Annotated in this window: 17 protein-coding genes and 1 riboswitch; of the genes, 7 read left to right on the top strand and 10 right to left on the bottom strand. The window is 66.6% G+C overall.

The window, feature by feature from the left end:
* Positions 1-15 precede the first annotated feature (15 nt).
* The gene (locus HK353_RS02145) at positions 16-921 is read right to left on the bottom strand and encodes a LysR family transcriptional regulator (protein ID WP_173151785.1); all 906 of its coding nucleotides are present in this window, start codon (positions 919-921) and stop codon (positions 16-18) included.
* Positions 922-1,100: 179 nt separating this feature from the next.
* Here HK353_RS02145 and HK353_RS02140 point away from each other — a divergent pair, with 179 nt between their 5' ends.
* Complete coding sequence (locus tag HK353_RS02140; RefSeq protein WP_173151783.1) at positions 1,101-1,874, top strand: LysE family transporter; 774 nt, start codon at positions 1,101-1,103, stop codon at positions 1,872-1,874.
* A gap of 91 nt (positions 1,875-1,965) precedes the next feature.
* Here HK353_RS02140 and HK353_RS02135 read toward each other — a convergent pair whose 3' ends face one another.
* The 3 genes from HK353_RS02135 to panB all read right to left on the bottom strand — a co-directional run bounded on the left by HK353_RS02135 (position 1,966) and on the right by panB (position 5,481).
* A complete protein-coding gene (locus HK353_RS02135) occupies positions 1,966-3,384 on the bottom strand; it encodes a mechanosensitive ion channel (protein WP_173151781.1) in 1,419 nt (472 codons plus the stop codon).
* A gap of 211 nt (positions 3,385-3,595) precedes the next feature.
* Positions 3,596-4,495, bottom strand: a complete 900-nt coding sequence (panC, locus tag HK353_RS02130; RefSeq protein ID WP_173151779.1) for a pantoate--beta-alanine ligase — start codon at positions 4,493-4,495, stop codon at positions 3,596-3,598.
* Positions 4,495-5,481, bottom strand: coding sequence for a 3-methyl-2-oxobutanoate hydroxymethyltransferase (panB, locus tag HK353_RS02125; protein WP_245395711.1), 987 nt, complete (start codon positions 5,479-5,481; stop codon positions 4,495-4,497). The genes panC and panB overlap by 1 nt, the downstream gene beginning before the upstream one ends.
* Positions 5,482-5,811: 330 nt before the next feature.
* Between panB and nadA the strand changes: the two genes are divergently transcribed.
* The 6 genes from nadA (at position 5,812) to HK353_RS02095 (ending at position 11,800) form a co-directional block, all read left to right on the top strand.
* Positions 5,812-7,095, top strand: coding sequence for a quinolinate synthase NadA (nadA, locus tag HK353_RS02120; protein ID WP_173151777.1), 1,284 nt, complete (start codon positions 5,812-5,814; stop codon positions 7,093-7,095).
* Positions 7,095-8,738, top strand: coding sequence for an L-aspartate oxidase (nadB, locus tag HK353_RS02115; protein ID WP_173151775.1), 1,644 nt, complete (start codon positions 7,095-7,097; stop codon positions 8,736-8,738). Before nadA ends, nadB begins: the two co-directional genes overlap by 1 nt.
* Positions 8,732-9,583 carry a carboxylating nicotinate-nucleotide diphosphorylase gene (gene nadC, locus HK353_RS02110; RefSeq protein ID WP_173151773.1) on the top strand — a complete coding sequence of 284 codons (852 nt, stop codon included), beginning with the start codon at positions 8,732-8,734 and terminating at the stop codon, positions 9,581-9,583. Before nadB ends, nadC begins: the two co-directional genes overlap by 7 nt.
* Before the next feature lies 1 nt (position 9,584).
* Positions 9,585-10,802 (top strand): cysteine desulfurase family protein, encoded by a 1,218-nt coding sequence (locus HK353_RS02105; protein ID WP_173151772.1) that lies wholly within the window; start codon positions 9,585-9,587, stop codon positions 10,800-10,802.
* Between the two features lie 151 nt (positions 10,803-10,953).
* Positions 10,954-11,169, top strand: a complete 216-nt coding sequence (locus tag HK353_RS02100; protein ID WP_025776844.1) for a hypothetical protein — start codon at positions 10,954-10,956, stop codon at positions 11,167-11,169.
* A 106-nt stretch (positions 11,170-11,275) separates the two neighbouring features.
* Positions 11,276-11,800, top strand: a complete 525-nt coding sequence (locus HK353_RS02095) for a DUF1648 domain-containing protein (RefSeq protein WP_173151770.1) — start codon at positions 11,276-11,278, stop codon at positions 11,798-11,800.
* A 145-nt stretch (positions 11,801-11,945) separates the two neighbouring features.
* Here the strand turns inward: HK353_RS02095 and HK353_RS02090 are convergent, their stop codons facing one another.
* The 6 genes from HK353_RS02090 to HK353_RS02065 all read right to left on the bottom strand — a co-directional run bounded on the left by HK353_RS02090 (position 11,946) and on the right by HK353_RS02065 (position 17,731).
* Positions 11,946-12,686, bottom strand: a complete 741-nt coding sequence (locus HK353_RS02090) for a TenA family protein (RefSeq protein ID WP_173151768.1) — start codon at positions 12,684-12,686, stop codon at positions 11,946-11,948.
* A 135-nt stretch (positions 12,687-12,821) separates the two neighbouring features.
* Positions 12,822-13,751: a bifunctional hydroxymethylpyrimidine kinase/phosphomethylpyrimidine kinase gene (gene thiD, locus HK353_RS02085; protein WP_173151766.1), complete on the bottom strand. Its 930-nt coding sequence runs from the start codon at positions 13,749-13,751 to the stop codon at positions 12,822-12,824.
* Positions 13,748-14,506, bottom strand: coding sequence for a thiamine phosphate synthase (gene thiE, locus HK353_RS02080; protein ID WP_173151764.1), 759 nt, complete (start codon positions 14,504-14,506; stop codon positions 13,748-13,750). The genes thiD and thiE overlap by 4 nt, the downstream gene beginning before the upstream one ends.
* On the bottom strand, positions 14,503-15,426 hold the full coding sequence (thiM, locus tag HK353_RS02075; RefSeq protein ID WP_173151762.1) for a hydroxyethylthiazole kinase: 924 nt from the start codon (positions 15,424-15,426) through the stop codon (positions 14,503-14,505). Before thiM ends, thiE begins: the two co-directional genes overlap by 4 nt.
* A riboswitch (TPP riboswitch) is annotated at positions 15,414-15,547 on the bottom strand. (Overlaps the previous gene by 13 nt.)
* A 151-nt stretch (positions 15,548-15,698) precedes the next feature.
* Positions 15,699-16,910: a sugar ABC transporter permease gene (locus tag HK353_RS02070; RefSeq protein ID WP_173151760.1), complete on the bottom strand. Its 1,212-nt coding sequence runs from the start codon at positions 16,908-16,910 to the stop codon at positions 15,699-15,701.
* A complete protein-coding gene (locus HK353_RS02065) occupies positions 16,907-17,731 on the bottom strand; it encodes an ATP-binding cassette domain-containing protein (protein WP_173151758.1) in 825 nt (274 codons plus the stop codon). Before HK353_RS02065 ends, HK353_RS02070 begins: the two co-directional genes overlap by 4 nt.
* Positions 17,732-17,738: the final 7 nt, after the last annotated feature.

The following is a 17,738-nucleotide window of genomic DNA, read 5'->3' as shown; positions in this document are numbered from 1 at the left end:
GCCGTCAGGTAGCAATTAGGGGGTGGTGAGGTGGGTTGCTGCTGCCTCCTCCGTCGCGGTGGCGAAGGCGCGGACGTGCGGGAGGTGGGCGTCCTTCTCCCGGATGTGCATGACGACTCGGCGCTGCGGGATGGGGTCGGTGAGGTCGACGGCGACGAGGCCGGGCGGCAGCTGCAGAGTCGAGAGACGCGGGAGAACCGTGATGCCCATGTTTGAGGCGATGAGAGCCAATGCCGCGAAGTCGTCCTCGCAAGCGGCGAAGCTCTTGCGTTCGAATCCGGCCGCGGCGCACGCATGGTCGACGACCTTGCTCGAGGGCCCGGCCCACATGTCGTAGTCGACCCAGTGCTCGTCCTCGAGATCGATGAACGGCACGGACTGACGACTCGCGAACCGGTGCCCCTCGGGAACCACGACCCGATAGTCATCGTCGAAGAGCGGAATCCGCGTCATCTCCGGCAGGTGGTTCTCCCCGTCCTGCGGGGCTTCGGCGCGGATCTCGATGAGGCAGTGCCCGCGCCGATTCTTCGCCGGCTCGTTGAGCTGGATGTCGAATCGCAGATTCGGATGATCCCGGGCCACAGCATCGATTATGCCCGGCAGCAGACGCGCGTTGAACGAGGTGAACGCCGCGATCCGCAGCCGGGGCCTGCTGACGTTGCGGAATCCCTCGACCAGATCATCGAGGCGGCTCACAGCGGTGAAGACCTCCGCGGAGTCATCGGCCAGGCGTCGGCCGAGTTCGGTGATCTCGATGCCGCGGCCCGACCGCCGGTAGAGCGGTGCCCCGACGGCCTTCTGCAGGGTGGTGATGTGCTGGCTGACGGTCGCCGGGGTGTAGTTGAGGTTCTTCGCCGCGGCGACCACGGAGCCGGTGGCCGCGACGGCCCGCCAGACCCGCAGACGATTGAGATCCCACATGCCCTCAAGAGTAGTCGCCGACCACCCGAAATATCATTAGGCATGACCTGATGATCGTTCACGATCAATTGCTTTTCCCGATTGATCGTTTCCGGCAGAATGGTGCTCGGCTCCGCCGACATCGCAGACCACCGTGATACTTCATCCCCGCTGACCGTCCTCACCCCCGAAGGAGTGCCGTGACCGGACCCGAGATCCTCACCATCACCGGAGCCGCGGCCGCGCTTGCCGTCACGCCCGGCCCCGAGACGATCCTGACGATCCGCCTGTCCTCGCTGCGCCGCAAGGCCGGGCTCGTCTATGCGCTCGGCACGGCCACGGGGACCGTGATCTGGATGATCCTCGCGCTCACCGGCGTCTCCGCCCTGCTGACCGTCTACCCTGCCGCAGTCCAAGTGCTCAAGATCGGCGGCGGCCTCTATCTCTGCCTCCTCGGCGTCCTCGCCGGTCGGCAGGCCCTTCGCCTGCGCCGTGAGCTGAAGGCCGCCGAGGCGGCTGGTGACCCCACCGCGGATGTCTCCCCCGCGTCGTCGACCGGGCCCGCATCGGCCAGGGCCGGATCGTCCGGGCCCGCAGCGTCCGCCGATTCCGGCACTCCCGACGGCCCCGTCACGGAGATCGCCCACGCCATGGAGACGACCTCATGGGGCCACCTGCGCTCGCTCGTGTCCTATCGCCGCGGCATCATCTCCTCGCTGTCCAACCCGAAGGTCGGCCTGTTCTTCCTCGCGATCCTGCCGACCCTCGTGCCCGCCTCCCCGACCGGCGTCGACTACACGGTGCTCGTCGCTCTGATCCTCGGCGTGCTCCTGTCCTACCAGCTCGTCCTCGCATGCCTGGCCAGCCTCGCCGCATCGGCGATGGCTCACCGCAGTGCCGACTTCGTCATCGAAGCCGCCTCCACCGTCATCCTGCTCATCATCGGCATCGCGGTCATCGCGATCCCCCTCTGAAGCGCGGACTCCCCGAGCACACAAAAGGGGCGGGGCACCGAGGTCGATCCTCGGCTGTCCCGCCCCTTCGGTTCGGTGCGCAGACGCTCACTCAGCTCTCATTCGCCGAGGAGGCTCCCCCACTTCCGCTGCCACCGCCGTTTCCGGTGGTCGGCGTTGCGGTCCCCGGGGTGGAGCTGTCCGCGGCGTCGGGATTGTGCTTCTCGGCCGCCTCGGCGAGGTCGACCTTGTCGAGCACCTTCGCGGCCGCGTCACGTCCGCCGAGGCCGAAGGCCAGAGCGGCTGCCGCGGCACCGCCGATGACGACGGCTCCGAAGGCGAGGTTGATGATCGAATCGGCCAGGCCCATGTAACGCAGGCCCATCGCGATGAACAGGGCGATCGCCGAGTAGCGCAGCACCTTGGACGCGAGGTTGTTCGTGATGAACTTGCCGATGATCGCGGCGATGAGGAATCCTGCGGCGATGATCGCAGCGCCGAAGAGCACGCTGCCGCCGAGGTCGAGGATCTCATTGAGGATGTTCGTGATCTCGGGGAATCCGAGCATCCGAGCGGCCATGATCGCGAAGAAGATCATGATGGCCACCTGCACGAGACGGGTGATCACATTGGAAGCACTGGTGCCTTCGGGCACGATCCCGATCTCATTGATGGCTTTGTCGGTGCCGATGCCCTGGAGGATCTGCTCGAGCAGATTGCCGAGGAACTTGGCGATGACGAAGCCGATGACCAGCAGGATGCCGGCGGCGATGATGAGCGGGATCGCGTTGAGGAAGATCTGGAGCATCTGCTGGGCCGGCTCCGAGATCGCCCTGATGCCGAGAACCTGCAGCGCCGAGATCGCAACGACGATGATGATGATCCCGAAGACCAGGTTGCCGATGAGGTTCGAGATCTTCGCGTTCGCCTCCGCGTCCGGGTTCGGCGCATGGCCGGGGTGGCCGCCCTGCGGCGGCATGCCCTGCTGACCCTGCGGCGGCATGCCTGGCTGACCGCCCGGCTGACCCTGTGCGGGATACTGCTGGGTGGCACCGGGTTGCGGTTGAGCATGTCCGGCACCTTCGGCCACCCCGGTGGCCTTGTCGCCGAGTGAGCGGAACTTCGACGTCAGCTTCGTCAGATCCACAGCATTGAGCGCGGTCTGGACGAGCTGTTTGGCGATCTTCGCGAAGACGTAGCCGATGAAGAAGATGAATCCTGCGCCGATGATGTTCGGCAGGAACCCGAAGATTCCATCGAGCAGACCCTGCAGCGGAGAGAGCACCTGATCGAGGTTGAACAGCTGGAGAACGGCGATGAGTCCGAGCAGCCAGATGACGAGTCCGGCGATCTGCCCGACCGATTTGCCGATCTGCTGACCATTGCTTCCGTCCCGCTGCAGAGCGGGGACCTTGGTGACGAGTTTGCCGATCGCCCATTTGACGATGGCGGCGAGAATCCAGGTGACGATGAGAATGACGATTGCCAGTCCGACTTTCGCCAGGACCGACCAGATATCCATACCTTGCATGTCGCTTATCTCCTTCGAACTCAGCAAATCGACAAGTTCTATTTCCTCTTGCTGATTTTGAGTCTATTCTCAGAGAACACTGAGAACAAGGGTCCGGCGACGGATAGCCGACATTTGAAACCACAGATGTCGCCACATCTCGGTCAGTTACATAGGCATATGTCGATCACTCAATAGAATCGTCATAAACCGATCACAATCGCCTCTCACATCAGAATTCCAGCGGCAGATTGTCGATGAGATGAGCCCCGCCGACCGTCGCCGAGACGAGCAGGAGTGCGGACCCTGTGAAGTCCGGTGGGCACGGCTGCAGGGTTGCGGCCTCGACGAGGCTGCAGTAGATGATCTCGAGATCGCCGCGCTCGGCCGCCGATTCGAGTTCGGCGAGTGCGGCCGCTTCGACGGCGGCCGGCAGGCCTGCACCTGTGCTACCGCCGCTGCTGCCGCCACCGGCGCTGGGCTCGGCCGTTCCACGGCCCCGTTCGGCCACCTCGGCGGCGGCATCGAGGGCCCGCGGAATCGCCAGGGCACGGGCTCGATCGTCGGCGGCAAGGTAGGAGTTGCGGCTCGACATGGCCAACCCGTCGGCGTCCCGGACGACGGGCAGACCGATGAGCTCGATATCGAAGTTGAGATCGGCGATCATGCGTTTGACCAGGACGAACTGCTGAATGTCCTTGAGACCGAAGACCGTGACATCGGGGGCGATGAGAGTGAAGAGCTTCGCCACGACGGTGAGCACGCCGTCGAAGTGCCCGGGCCTGGCCGCGCCTTCGAACACGGCTCCCATACGCCCGGCGACAACACGCACTTCGGGTGCGGACGGGTACATCTCGGCCAGCGCCGGAGCGAAGACGAAGTCGACTCCGGCCTCTTCGCACTTCTTCAGATCCTCTTCGATCGGCCTCGGGTACTGGACGAAGTCCTCGTCGGCGCCGAACTGGAGGGGGTTGACGAAGATCGAGGCCACGACGAGATCCGATTCGGTGCGGGCACGTGTCATGAGCGCCTGATGCCCGGAGTGCAGGGCGCCCATCGTCGGGACGAGTCCGACGCGGCCTAACTGCTCGGCCCGCCACCGGCGCAGTGCTTGGATGCCGCCGACCTCCATCAGTCGAAGCTCCTCTCGGGTTCGGGGAAGACCCCGGACTTCACTTCGTCGACATAGGTGCCGACCGCCTCGGTGAGCACGGAATGCAGGTCGGCGTAGCGCTTGACGAAGCGCGGAGCCTTCCCCGTGCGCAGGCCAGCCATGTCCTGCCACACGAGGACCTGGGCATCGCAGTCGGCACCGGCGCCGATGCCGACGGTGGGGATCGTCAGTTCGGCAGTGACCTGGCCGGCCAGCCCGGAGGGCACCATCTCCATGACCACGGAGAAAGCGCCCGCCTCGGCGACGGCGCGGGCGTCGTCGAGCAGCGCCGTGCCGGCTTCGCCGCGGCCCTGGACCTTGTAGCCGCCGAGGTTGTGCTCGGCCTGCGGGGTGAAGCCGATGTGCGCCATGACCGGGATGCCCGCCGTCGTGATCGCCTTGATCCGCGAGGCCATCCGCGCCCCGCCTTCGAGTTTGACCGCGTGGACTCCGGCTTCCTTCATGAATCGCACGGCCGTGGCCACGGCCTGTTCATCGGAGACCTCGTAGCTGCCGAATGGAAGGTCGGCGACGATGAGTGCCCGGCTCGTCGCCGAGGCGACGGCCCGGGCCAGCGGGATGAGTTCGTCGACGGTGACCGGCAGGGTGGTCGCATGGCCGTAGACGTTGTTCGCCGCGGAGTCGCCGATGAGCAAGGCCTCGACCCCGGCCTGTTCGAACAGGGCCGCCGTGTACTGGTCGTAACTGGTCAGCATCGCCCACCGCCGGCCCTCGGCCTTGGCCTTGATGAGATCGAGGGTCCGGATTCGCCGAGGCGGCGCTGCCGGTGCGGACACCGGACCACCGTACGGGGCCGGCTGCTCCGCCGAGGCGGCGCCCGCCGTCGTGCCGGGGCCCGCCGTCGCGCCGGGGCCGGCCGGGGCATTGCCACCGGCAGCAGCGTTGCCCGCAGCGTCGGCGGTGGAGGAAGACGTGAACTGGTTCGAATGTGCCGCTTCGGGCATGAGAATCCTTCGGATAAGCGATGTCGTCGGTGCCGGCGCGGGCGGGGCGAGGCCGACGCTTCGGTCCGAAGCCTCGGTGACTCTCACGGGGGCGCCCACCGCAGTGCGCATCGACTCGGATTGCGAGCCAGACCACAGCCTATTGCATCACCTGGCGCAGAGCCATCGACCGCCGAAGCGCAGAGCCATCGACCTCCGAGTTGTATATTGCCCGCCCCCAGGATTAAGCTCAAATCTGCGCAAAGAAATAAACGCACAAGTGCGCAAAACATTTCGGGCGGTTTCACCTCGTGCGAGGCGCGGGTTCCGCCCACCGAGCGAAGGACGATGATGACCACGACAGCTTCGATCGAACTCACCCTCAAGGACATCTCTGCTTCGGGCGCGAACGACGACATGTGCTCGACGGAGCTGCTCGATGCGCCGTGGGACGTCGACGAACGCCCCGGCTACGGTCCCGGTTCCTCGATGGCCGACCCGATCCCGGTCGCCGCTCCACGTCAGGGCGATATTCCCGACGAATTTAAGCAGGCCTCGCCGGAGGAGCTCGACGCCCGCATCCGCGCCGCCAAGGCCACCCTCGGTGATCGCGTCGTCATGCTCGGCCACCACTACCAGCGGGTCGAGGTCGTCGAACACGCCGATTACATCGGCGACTCGTTCATGCTGGCCCGGGCTGCCCAGAATCATCCGGAGGCCGAAGCCATCGTCTTCTGCGGTGTCCACTTCATGGCCGAGACCGCCGATCTGCTGTCGAAACCGGAGCAGTCGGTCATCCTGCCCAACCTCGCCGCCGGCTGTTCGATGGCCGATATGGCCAGCATCGATCAGGTAGAGGACTGCTGGGAGCAGCTGACCGAACTCTTCGGCACCGAACCCGATGCCGACGGTCGCGTCCCGGTCATCCCCGTCACCTACATGAATTCCTCGGCCGCGATCAAGGGCTTCTGCGGCCGCAACGGCGGAATCGTGTGCACCTCCTCGAACGCCGAGGTGGTCCTGGAATGGGCCTTCGAACGCGGACAGCGCGTCCTGTTCTTCCCCGACCAGCACCTGGGCCGCAACACCGCGGTGAACATGGGCATCGGTCTGGACGAGATGCCGCTGTGGAACCCGGCCCGGCCGCTGGGCAACAACGACGAACAGACCCTGAGTGAGGCCCGCGTCATCCTGTGGCAGGGCTTCTGCTCCGTGCACAAGCGCTTCACCCCGGCCCAGATCGCCAAGGCCCGCACCGACCATCCGGACGTGCGCGTGATCGTCCACCCCGAATGCCCGCGTGAGACCGTCGAGGCCGCCGATGAAGCCGGGTCGACCGCGTACATCACGAAGGCCATCGCCGAGGCGACCGAACCGACCACGTTCGCCATCGGAACAGAGATCAACCTCGTCCAGCGGCTGGCAGCCGAGCATCCGCAGCATGAGATCTTCTGCCTCGATCCCGTCATCTGCCCGTGCTCGACGATGTACCGCATCCACCCCGGCTACATCGCTTGGGTCCTCGAATCCCTCATCGACGGACAGGTCGTCAACCAGATCTCCGTCGACGCCGAGGTGGCCGATCCCGCCCGCGTGTCCCTGGAGCGGATGCTCGCCGCGAAGCCGCGGATCTGATGAGCCGCGTCATCGTCGCAGGCTCCGGAATCGCGGGGCTGACCGCGGCACTGCGCCTGTCGGGCCGTCACACGGTCACGCTCGTGACGAAGGATCGCCTCGGCGAGTCGAACACCGAGTGGGCGCAGGGCGGCATCGCCGGTGTCATCGGCCCCGATGACACGGTCGACGCTCATGTCGCCGATACGCTCACCGCAGGTGCCGGACACTGTGATCCGGAAGCCGTGCACACCCTCTGCGAAGCCGGTTCGGACGCGATCGTCTCCCTCGCCGAGGCTGGGGTGGACTTCGACACCGACCCGGCCGGAGTCTGGGCCAGGGGAATGGAGGGGGCGCATTCATACCCGCGCATCTTCCATTCCGGAGGCGATGCGACCGGACAGACGATCAGCACCGCCCTGGCGCAGAAGCTGCGCACCGAGGTCGCCGCAGGGCGAGTCACCCTGCTCGAGGACACGATGCTCGTCGACATCCTCACCAGCGACGACGATCGCCGCCCGGGTCGAGCCACCGAAGTCGCCACAGCCACCGGGATCACCGTGCTCCGCGACGGCAGCGTCGAGACCCGGGCTGCCGATGCGATCGTGCTGGCCACCGGCGGTGCTGGACAGCTCTTCGCACACACGACGAACCCTGCAGCTGCTACCGGAGACGGTTTGGCCGCTGCCATCCGTGCCGGTGCCGAGGTCGCCGATCTCGAGTTCTTCCAGTTCCATCCCACTGCCCTTGTCGGCCCCGGCTTCCTCATCTCCGAGGCCGTCCGCGGTGCCGGCGCTCTCCTCCTCGATGAGCGGGGCCGCCGCTTCATGGCTGATGTCGACGATCGTGCCGAGCTCGCCTCCCGTGATGTCGTCGCTCTCGCCCTGCACCGGCGCCAGGCGGAGCAGGACGGACGTCCGTGCTTCCTCGATGCGCGGGCCGTCCCGGATGTGAAGGCCAAGTTCCCGAGCATCACCGCCGGTCTGGCCTCTCAAGGACTTGATCTGTCCCGGGATCTCATTCCCGTCACTCCCGCCGCCCACTACTTCATGGGCGGGGTGGCCACGGACCGCGACGGTCGCACGAGCATCGAGGGACTCTTCGCCGTCGGCGAGGTCGCGTGCACCGGAGTCCACGGCGCCAATCGGCTGGCCTCGAACTCTCTGCTCGAGGGCGCGGTCTTCGCCGACCGCGCCGCCGCGGCGATCGACGCACTGCCGGTCAACAGAGACCATGAACTCCCACTCCTCCAGTTCCGTTCATTCCACCAGACGGCACTGACACGAACCGAGCTGCAGGCCCTGACCTGGGCTCATCTGGGTGTGGAGCGCACGGCCGCGGGGCTGCGGACCCTGCTCGACCGCCTCGGTGACGGTGCCCGCAATGCCGGTAGCACCACCAACGGTGCCCGCAATGCCGGCAGCACCACCAACGGCGCCCGCAACGCCGATGATCACCCAACCGCCCCGGCTGCGGCCCGAATCGAGGCACTCGAGACCGCGAATCTCGCCCTCATCGCCGGACATATGGCTCGGCATGCCCTGGCCCGCGAGCACAGCCTCGGCGCGCATACCCGCACCGACACGACACTCACGTCGTCGACGACCGCGCCGTCCACCGCCACTTCGCCCACCGCTCTGCTTCAGGAGGCCACCGCATGCTGACCGCATCAACCATCGATTCCGCACTGCGCACAGCCCTCAACGAAGACGCGCCCTGGGGCGATATCACCGGCGAGGTCTTCATCCCCGCCACCGCCTCGGCGAGGGCCGAACTGCGTGCCCGCGACGACGGGGTGCTCGCCGGAATCGAGGTCTTCGCCCGCGCCTTCGCCCTCGTCGACCCGAACGTCACGGTCGACCTCGCCGCTGCCGACGGAGACTCTTTCACCGCAGGTCAGGTGCTTGCCACGGTCGCGGGCCCTGCACGAGCGGTGTTGCAGGCCGAGCGGATCGCATTGAACTTCTGCCAGCGGATGAGCGGAATCGCCACCCAGACTTACGCCTTTGTCGATGCCGCTGCCGGGCGCGCACGCATCGTCGACACCCGCAAGACCACCCCGGGCCTGCGTGCCTTCGAGAAGCACGCCGTGGTCTGCGGCGGCGGGCACAATCACCGTTTCGGGCTCTCCGATGCGGTCATGGCCAAGGACAATCATCTCGCCGTGCTCACCGGTGCCGGGCTGTCCGTCGCCGAGGCGATCCGCACCGCCCGTGCCCGTCTGCCGCATACGACGAGGATCGAGGTCGAGGTCGACCGGCTCGACCAGGTGCCCGCGGTGCTCGACGGCGGCGCCGATGTCATCATGCTCGACAACTTCACCCCGGCTCAGCTGCGCGACGGCGTCGCACTCATCGATGGTCGTGCCGTCGTCGAGGCCAGCGGCAATGTCACCCTGGAGACGATCCCGGAGATCGCCGCCACCGGCGTCGACGTCATCTCATCGGGCGCGCTGACCCACAGTGTCCGTGCGATCGATCTCGGTCTCGACCTGACCCTCGAGGCCTGAGATGACCGGGCGCCTCTACCTCGACACCGCGGCCGCGGCCCCCGTACGCCGGGAGGCCCTCGAAGCCGCGTGGCCGTATCTGGCCGGCGCGTTCGGCAATCCGTCGAGCCATCACGAGTTCGGTCGCGGCCCCGCCGACGCTCTCACCGACGCCCGGGCTCGGGTGGCGAAGGTGCTCGGAATGCGCGCCACGGACATCACATTCACCAGCGGCGGCACCGAGGCGGACAATCTCGCGATCATCGGCATGGCCCTCGGGCACCAAACCCAGGGTCGGGCTCAGACCCAGCGTCGGGCCGGGACCGCGGTGCCGCCTCGGCGACATATCGTCACCTCCCCCATCGAACACGAAGCGGTGCTCGCCTCGGTCGAGTTCCTGGCCCGCGTCCACGGATTCACCGTCACCGAGGTGGCCCCGACCTCCGACGGGACCGTGACCGAACAGGCGCTGGCCGCGGCCGTGCGCCCCGACACCGTGCTCGTGACCGTGGGTTATGCGAACAATGAGATCGGCACCGTCGCGGACATTCCGACCCTGGCCGGAATCGCCCATGAGGCCGGTGCTCTCTTCCACACGGACGCTGTGCAGGCGGCCGGGTGGCTGCCGCTGACCGGGTTGGGCGTCGACGCGCTCAGCCTGGCCGGGCACAAGGTCGGAGCGCCGAAGGGCATCGGGGTCGCCGCGATCCGCGCCCGCGTCCCCGTCGAACCGCTCATCCACGGCGGCGGGCAGGAGTCGGGCCGACGATCGGGCACGGAGAACGTGGCCCTGGCCGTCGCGTTCGCCACGGCCCTCGAACTCGCCGAGGCGGAGCGGCGTGAGGCCGCCGATCGAGTCCGGGCCGTCCGCGATGAGTTCATCGCCGCTGTTGTCGACAGCGTGCCCGGGGCGTTCCTCACAGGCGCGGCGGGCACGGCCGGGTCTGACGGTCGGGAGACTCGGACTCCGAACCATGCGTCGTTCTGCTTCTCGCACACCTCCGGAGAGGCAGTGCTGCTCGAGCTCGAACGCCGCGGGGTGACGGCGTCGAGTGGTTCGGCCTGCGCGGTCGGCTCCGACGAGCCCTCGCATGTGCTCACGGCATTGGGGATCGCCGCCGAGGTTGCGCAGACGAGTGTGCGCTTCACCTTCCCGTCCTCGATCACCGACGAGCAGGGACGCGCTGCCGCGCAGTCCGTCATCGCCGCCGCCGAGAGCCTGGCCACGAGCTTCGTCTGAGGCCTTCTGAGGCCGCTGAAGCGAGCTTCGTCTCACTCCGGCGTGCTTTTGATCACCTTCGCGCTCACCAGGTGGGATACCCCTATCTTTCTCGGTACTTTGGGGCGAGACTGAAAGAGAAGCATTCGTCTCAGGGTGTGAGGGGGCCGCCATGGATCTTCTGATTCTATTCATGATCGCAGTGATGTTCGCGACGATCGTCTTCGTCATCGGACGATACGCCTGCCCGAAGCATGACCGAGTGCCCCTCATCGAGGTCGATCACGTGCTCCTCTGGACCGCCCTGCGCCGCGGTTGGCATGTGCTCGGATCCTTCGGACCGCTCACTCACTACCCGGAAGATCCCTCGGGCGCATCCCGAGCCTGAGGCTCTGCTGCCTCGGCCGGGACGAACCTCCGTTGCCTCAGTCGGAGCGAACCTGCCGGACGATCGCCGCAGGCCAGTTGCGCACAGCTGTTGTTAGAGTGACAACATGCCTTCCCCTTCTCAACCGCATCGGAACCCACCGAGTGGAACCGCCGCGCTCATCTTTGCGTGTCTCTCGATCCTCGTCTTCCTCGCGTTCTGCGTCTGGTTCTGGGTGCAGGCCCCGGACACCGTGGCCACCCATTTCGATTCCGGCGGTCAGCCCGACGACTGGACGTCGAAGGCCGGACTTCTGGGGATCTTCGTGCCCGTGGGGCTCGGCCTGCCCACCCTCATGTCGATCCGGCCGTTGATTGCCAAACTGCCGATCTCGCTCATCAATGCCCCACACAAGGAGTATTGGATCGAGCGAGGCGACAAGACCTACCTCGTCGACTGCCTCATGGAACTCCTGCGCATCACCGCCGGACTCACCGCACTGCTCATCGCAGCCATCCTCGTCATCATCACCGAGGGAGCTCGCTCGGCGACGATGCCGGAATGGCTGACCGTCGTGCCGACGGCCGTCTTCCTCGCCGCCACGGGACTCGCCGTCTGGCGCTTCTATCACAGACTCACCCCGCCGAGGTGACCACGTCGTCGGCGACGGCCACCCCGCCGAGGTGACCCTGCAATCCATCCCGACCGCAGGGGTGGGAACGCTCCCGCCCTCCCGCCGAGGTGACCGACCAGAGGTCAGGGCCGCCTCGGCGAAGGAGATCCGATGCTCCCCGGGATCAGACGGTGACTTCTTGGGGCAGGAACACGGAGACGTCCCAGTTCTGCATCGCGTGGGCCGACGCCCAGAAGTGGAGTTCGTATACGCAGGCCTGTTCGAAGGCGGCTCGCATGCGGGCGGATTCCTCGCTCGGGGCCTTCGCGAGTTCCTGTTCGAGGATGTGCACGGCGTGCCGGGTCGATTCGTCGAATTCCGGTGAGTCGTAGGTCTGCACCCAGGTGCGGTAGGGGTGGTCATCGGACATCTGGCCGGCCTGGTCGACCAGCACCTTGCCCATGTGGGCGTACACCCAGAAGCAGGGCAGCACTGAGGCGACGCCTTCGCCGTAGGATCGGCTGGCGGCCGTGGCCACGAGGAAGGACACATAGCCCAGCGTCGTCGGGGAGGCCTTGAATCGGGAGCCTTCCGCGGTGAGTTCCTCTAACGCCGAGGCGAGTCGGGCGTCGGCGAGCAGCTCTGCGTGCATCTCCTCTTCGACGGTGATCGCCTCGGCGGCAGATCCGGCCCAGAATCGGGATTCGTCACGGTCGACGGTCTTCGCGGCCAGGAACGACATGGCCTTCGCATACCCGTTGAGATAGAGACTGTCCTGCGAGATGTAATTGGCGAACGCCTTCGCACCGAGGCTGCCGTCGGCGAGCTGGGCGAGGAACGGCAGGGCTTCGATCTGCTCGACGATGGGGCGAACGCGGTCCCACAGCTGGGTGGTCAGTGGGCCGGCGGTAAAGGTGACGGTCATGGGAACTCCTTTGTGCTCGTGTGACGTAATGGTTCGGATGGCGTGGTAGTGCGTGTGCCGGGGTGTTTCGGTTGACAGGGCGGTGCGTGTGTCGGGGTGTTCGTCAGACGTGGCGATTCGGCGGGTCGGGGCCGGTCAGGCGGGTCGATCGCGGACGATGTCGACCTGGTGGTCGACGGGTCCGTGGGCGCCCTCCGGATCCAGACTCAGCTGCCAGTCCGCAGCCGAGTTCAGGGCGCGAGCGAGAAAATCGAGGGCATTGCCGACAGCCTCGCCGAGGAGGTCGGACCCGATCGCCGCGCGTGACCGATCTTTCCCGGTCGGGGCCGCCGGATCGGCAGGTCCCCCGGCGGCAGCTGCGCGTTCACGGCCGAGGACGGCCACCTCGGCGGTGATCGCAGCCGAGAGAGTGCACCCTGTTCCGTGCGTGTTCATCGTCGTCACGCGGGGGTGGGTGAACTCCCGGACCTGACCGTCGCTCGTGGCGAGGATGTCGATGACCTCGTCATCGCTGCCGTGTCCGCCCTTGAGCAGGACCGCTCCGGGCCCCCGCTCGAGCAGGCGTCCGGCCTGGTCACGCATGGCTTCGGTCGTCTGCGCTTCGGGTTCGTCATCGCTGATGAGCAGGGCCGCCTCGGGGAGGTTGGGGGTGATGAGGTCGGCGACGGGCAGCAGGTGGGTGCGAACGGCGTCGACGGCATCGGTCTCGAGGAGGCGGTGGCCGGAGGTCGCGATCATCACCGGGTCGACGGTGAAGAAGCCGAGCCGGCCTTCGGCGGCGCGGGCGACAACGAGTTCGACGAGGTCACGGCTGCCGAGCATCCCCGATTTCGTCGCATCGACGGGCAGGTCGCCGAGCACGGAATCGAACTGATCGGCGACGAAATCGACGTCGACCGGATAGACGCGCGACACCCCGTGCGTGTTCTGCGCGACGAGGGCGGTGATGACGGTCGTGCCCATGGTCTTCCGCGCGGTGAAGGTCTTGAGGTCGGCGTGGATTCCGGCGCCGCCGGAGGGGTCGGTGCCGGCGATGGACAAAGTGATCGGCGGGCGGGTCGTCACTGGTCGCTCCCGGTGAAAGCGGCCAGCAGCTCTTCGGCCGCCGACTTCGGATCGTCGGCCAGGCAGATCGCCGAGACCACACAGATTCCGATCAGTCCACGTCCGTGCAGGTCGGGGGCACGGTCGGCGGTGATGCCGCCGATGGCGACGGCAGGGAGGCCGGCTTCTGCCGCCAGCTCCCCGAGGCGCTCCGGTCCGATGCCGTCGGGGGCGTCGGCTTTCGTGGAGGTGTCATAGACCGGTCCGATGCCGACGAGATCGACGACTCCGGAGTTGCGGGCGGCGGCGAATTCGTCGCTGTTCGCGGCCGAAAGACCGATGAGCGGTGCCGCACCCAGGGCGGCGCGCACCTCGGCGACGGTGGCATCGGTTTGGCCGACGTGGATGTGCACGGTCTCGCCTTCGCCGATGAGGCGGCGGGCCACCTCGACGCGGTCGTTGAGGACGACGGGAACCGTGCGGTCGGTGCCGCGGGTGGCGGCGTCGACGGCGGCGATGACCTGGCGGGTGAGCGAGTAGAACCCTGCGTCGTCGATGTCTTTGTCGCGGACCTGGACGATGCCCACTCCCCCGGCGACGGCGGCCTGCACGGTCTCGGCGACGCTGCGACCGGCGGCCTCGCATTGCGCGGAGTCGGTGACGAGGTAGAGGCGCGTGTCGATTCCGGCGAAGCGGTCGGTCGCGTCTGCTCGGTCGTTCACGGTCGCGCTGTCATCAGCCGGGTTGTCAGCGACGTGGGCGGAACCGGCAGTCATGCCTGGATGCCTTCGCCGGCGGTTTCATTCGCAGAAGTGAGCGTGTCGAGGCCGATTCTCGCCTGTGCGAGTCGGTCACCGTCGACGGCGTGGAGTGCGTCGAGGAAGTTCACCGAGTAGCTGCCGGGCCCCTTCGCGCCATCGGCGGCAAGTTCCCCGGCGACCGCGAAGTGGGCGTGGGCGGCGACGACGGCTTCGAACTTCGCCGAGGCGGCCCCACCGTTCGCGGACTGCTCGGTAGCGCTGACGGCCGAGGCGTCGGGGTCGGCCAGTCCGGCACGGGCGGCGGCCAGGTAGGCAACGGTGACGGCGCCGAGTGAGCACCCGGTGCCGATGACGAGCGGCATGAACTCATGGCCGCCGGAGATGCGGGCGACGTGGTCGGTGCCGTCGATGTGGGCGACGACGGCGTCGGCGGGTCCGGAGACCGCGACGATCGCGCCGGTTTCTCGGGCCAGTTTCGCGGCGGCGGGAAGGACGGCGTCGACTTCGTCGGTGGATTCGACTCCACGACCACCGAGTCCGACTCCGGCGAGTGCGGCGATCTCGGAGGCATTGCCGCGGATAGCGGTCGGGTGATCGGCGGCGGCGCGGCGGATGCGGGAGGTGCGGAAATCGACGGCGCCGACGCTCACGGGGTCGAGGACCCAGGGCTTGCCGGCGGCGTTGGCGACGTCGATGGCGGCATCGGCGGCGAGCAGCTGATGGTTCGAGGCGGTTCCGAAGTTGACGAGGACTCCGCTGGCGATCCCGGCGAACTGTCCGGCATCGGCCTCATGGTCGAGCATCGCCGGAGAGGCGCCGATGGCCAGGAGCACGTTGGCGCTGAACTGCTGCACAACGGTGTTCGTGATGCACTGGATTAGTGGATTGCTTGCGCGCAGACGCGCATTCGCAGAACGCAGGTCGAAGTCAACCATGACGATCCCTTCGCTAGTATGGCCCAGATCAGGTTCGATGGGTGTTCTCTCAGCCTCGGTGTCCTCCGTGCGCAGCGTCTTGGTGCGAACGGATCCTCATGAGGCACCCCATGTCATTGGCTCCGACTGTATCAGCCCCGTCGGACACGGGCGACTCCATACTCTGCTTGGATGCTCAGCACCGACCGCTCGACTTAACGTCGCTGTATCAAGCTATGCATTGCGCGCTCGATGCTAAGGCGAGCGGTCGGCAGAGGAAGCTTCACGCCTCACTACCCGCGCCCGACGTACCTCTGGCCGCGGCGGCTGAGCGCATCGATGACGACTGCGGTGAGCAGCACGAGTGCGGTGATGATCTGCTGCGCATCGGAATTGAAGCCGATGAGGTAGAGACCGTTGTTGATCGCGCCGACGACCAGAGCACCGAGCACGGCTGCCCAGGCGGTTCCGCGACCGCCGAACAGCGAGGTGCCGCCGATGACGGCTGCAGCGATCGCATTGAGCAGGTCCTGCGTGCTCACCAGCGTCGATCCCGCATTCGTCGTCACTCCGGTCTTGATGAAGCCGAACAGTGCGGCCAACACTCCGGCGGCCATGAACACGCTGATGCGGACCCAGGTCACGCGGATGCCGGCGCGCCGGGCGGCTTCGACCTTGCCGCCGACGGCGTAGATGGAACGACCGTAGCGGGTCTTGCGCAGCACGAGGTCGATGATGATCGCAATGACGATCATGAGGAAGAACGGCATCGCCAGACCGAAGTCCTGATTGACGAGGATGAGGAATCCGAACACGATCGCGGCCAGCAGCACGATCCGCACGATCACGGAGGTCCAGCTCGGAGCGCTGAGGCCTTCGCGGTGGCGACGCATCTTCGAATAGATGATGCCGCCGCCGAAGCCGATGATCGCGACGGCTCCGAAGATATAGGCCCAGATCGCCGGGAAGTAGAAGCTCGCGAAGTCGAAGGCGAAGGTGTCCGACATCGACAGGTTCTTCTGCGTGCCAAGAGTCGTCAGAGTCAGACCGGTGAATGCGAGCAGACCGGCCAAGGTGACGACGAACGCCGGGATGCCGACGACGGCGAAGAACCAGCCCTGAATCGCACCGACGACCAGGCCGAGCAGCAGCATGATGATCAGTGCCAAGGCCGGCGGCACACCTTGCCTCACCACCAGAACTCCGAGCAGCGAGGCGGCCAAACCGCCCAATTGCGCCAGAGACAGATCGATCTCGCCGAGGAGCAGGATGAGGTTGATGCCGAGAGCCAGGATCGCGAGGAACGCGACCTGAGTAGAGAGGTTGACGAGGTTGGCCGGAGAAATGAAGTTCGAGTCGGCCGACTGGAACACGATGACGATGACGATGAGAGCGAGAATGACCGGGAACGACCCCAGCTGCCCCTCTTTGACCCGGCGGAGGAAGGTGCCGATCACACCTTCGGACGAGATCCGCTCATCGGTGATGAAGGAATTGCGGGTCATCGACGCTCACCCCTCCGTGCGGCGCGTTTGGTCACGACATTGTCGCTGGCGCCGGTGATCGCGGCGACCAGCACATCGGTGCGCTCGTCACCAGGGAAATCACCGGCATCCTTGCCCAGCCGCAGCACGTGCACCCGGTCGCATACGGCCTGCACATCGGCCATATTGTGGCTGACGAGCAGCACGCCGAGATCGCGTTCCTTGAGCCGTTCGATGAGGTTGAGCACCTCGGCCGTCTGGGCGACGCCGAGTGCCGCCGTCGGTTCATCGAGCATGACCAGAGATGGTTCGCCGAGGAGGGACCGGGCGATCGCGACCGTCTGACGTTGACCGCCGGACAGGGCAGCGATCGGTACGCGCACGCTCGGGATCTTTGCCGAGAGGCTGCGCAGCAGCTCCCAGGATTTGGCTTCCATCGTCACTTCGTCGAGGACGCCGCCGCGGGTCTTCTCATGTCCAAGGAACAGGTTGGCCACCACGTCGAGGTTCTCGCACAGGGACAGATCCTGGAACACTGTGGCCACTCCGGCTTTCTGTGCATCCTTCGGGGAGGAGAATCTCTGCGCCGTCCCGTTCATGATAAGGTCGCCGTCATCGGCGGCGTGGACTCCGGCGATGACCTTGATCAGGGTCGATTTTCCGGCGCCGTTGTCGCCGACGAGGCCGACGACTTCGCCGCGACCGACGCTGAGATGGATATCGGTCAAGGCTTGGACTGCGCCGAACCGTTTGTTGATTCCGCGCAGTTCGAGCACCGGCTCGCTGTCGCTGCCCGGCGTCCGCGTCGCCTCAGTTGCCGGGTCGGGTGTCTCTGGTGTCATCTGTTCC

The organism is Brevibacterium permense (assembly GCF_013280495.1).
GTDB classification, from domain to species: domain Bacteria; phylum Actinomycetota; class Actinomycetes; order Actinomycetales; family Brevibacteriaceae; genus Brevibacterium; species Brevibacterium permense.
This window is presented reverse-complemented; position numbering and strand designations above follow the sequence as displayed.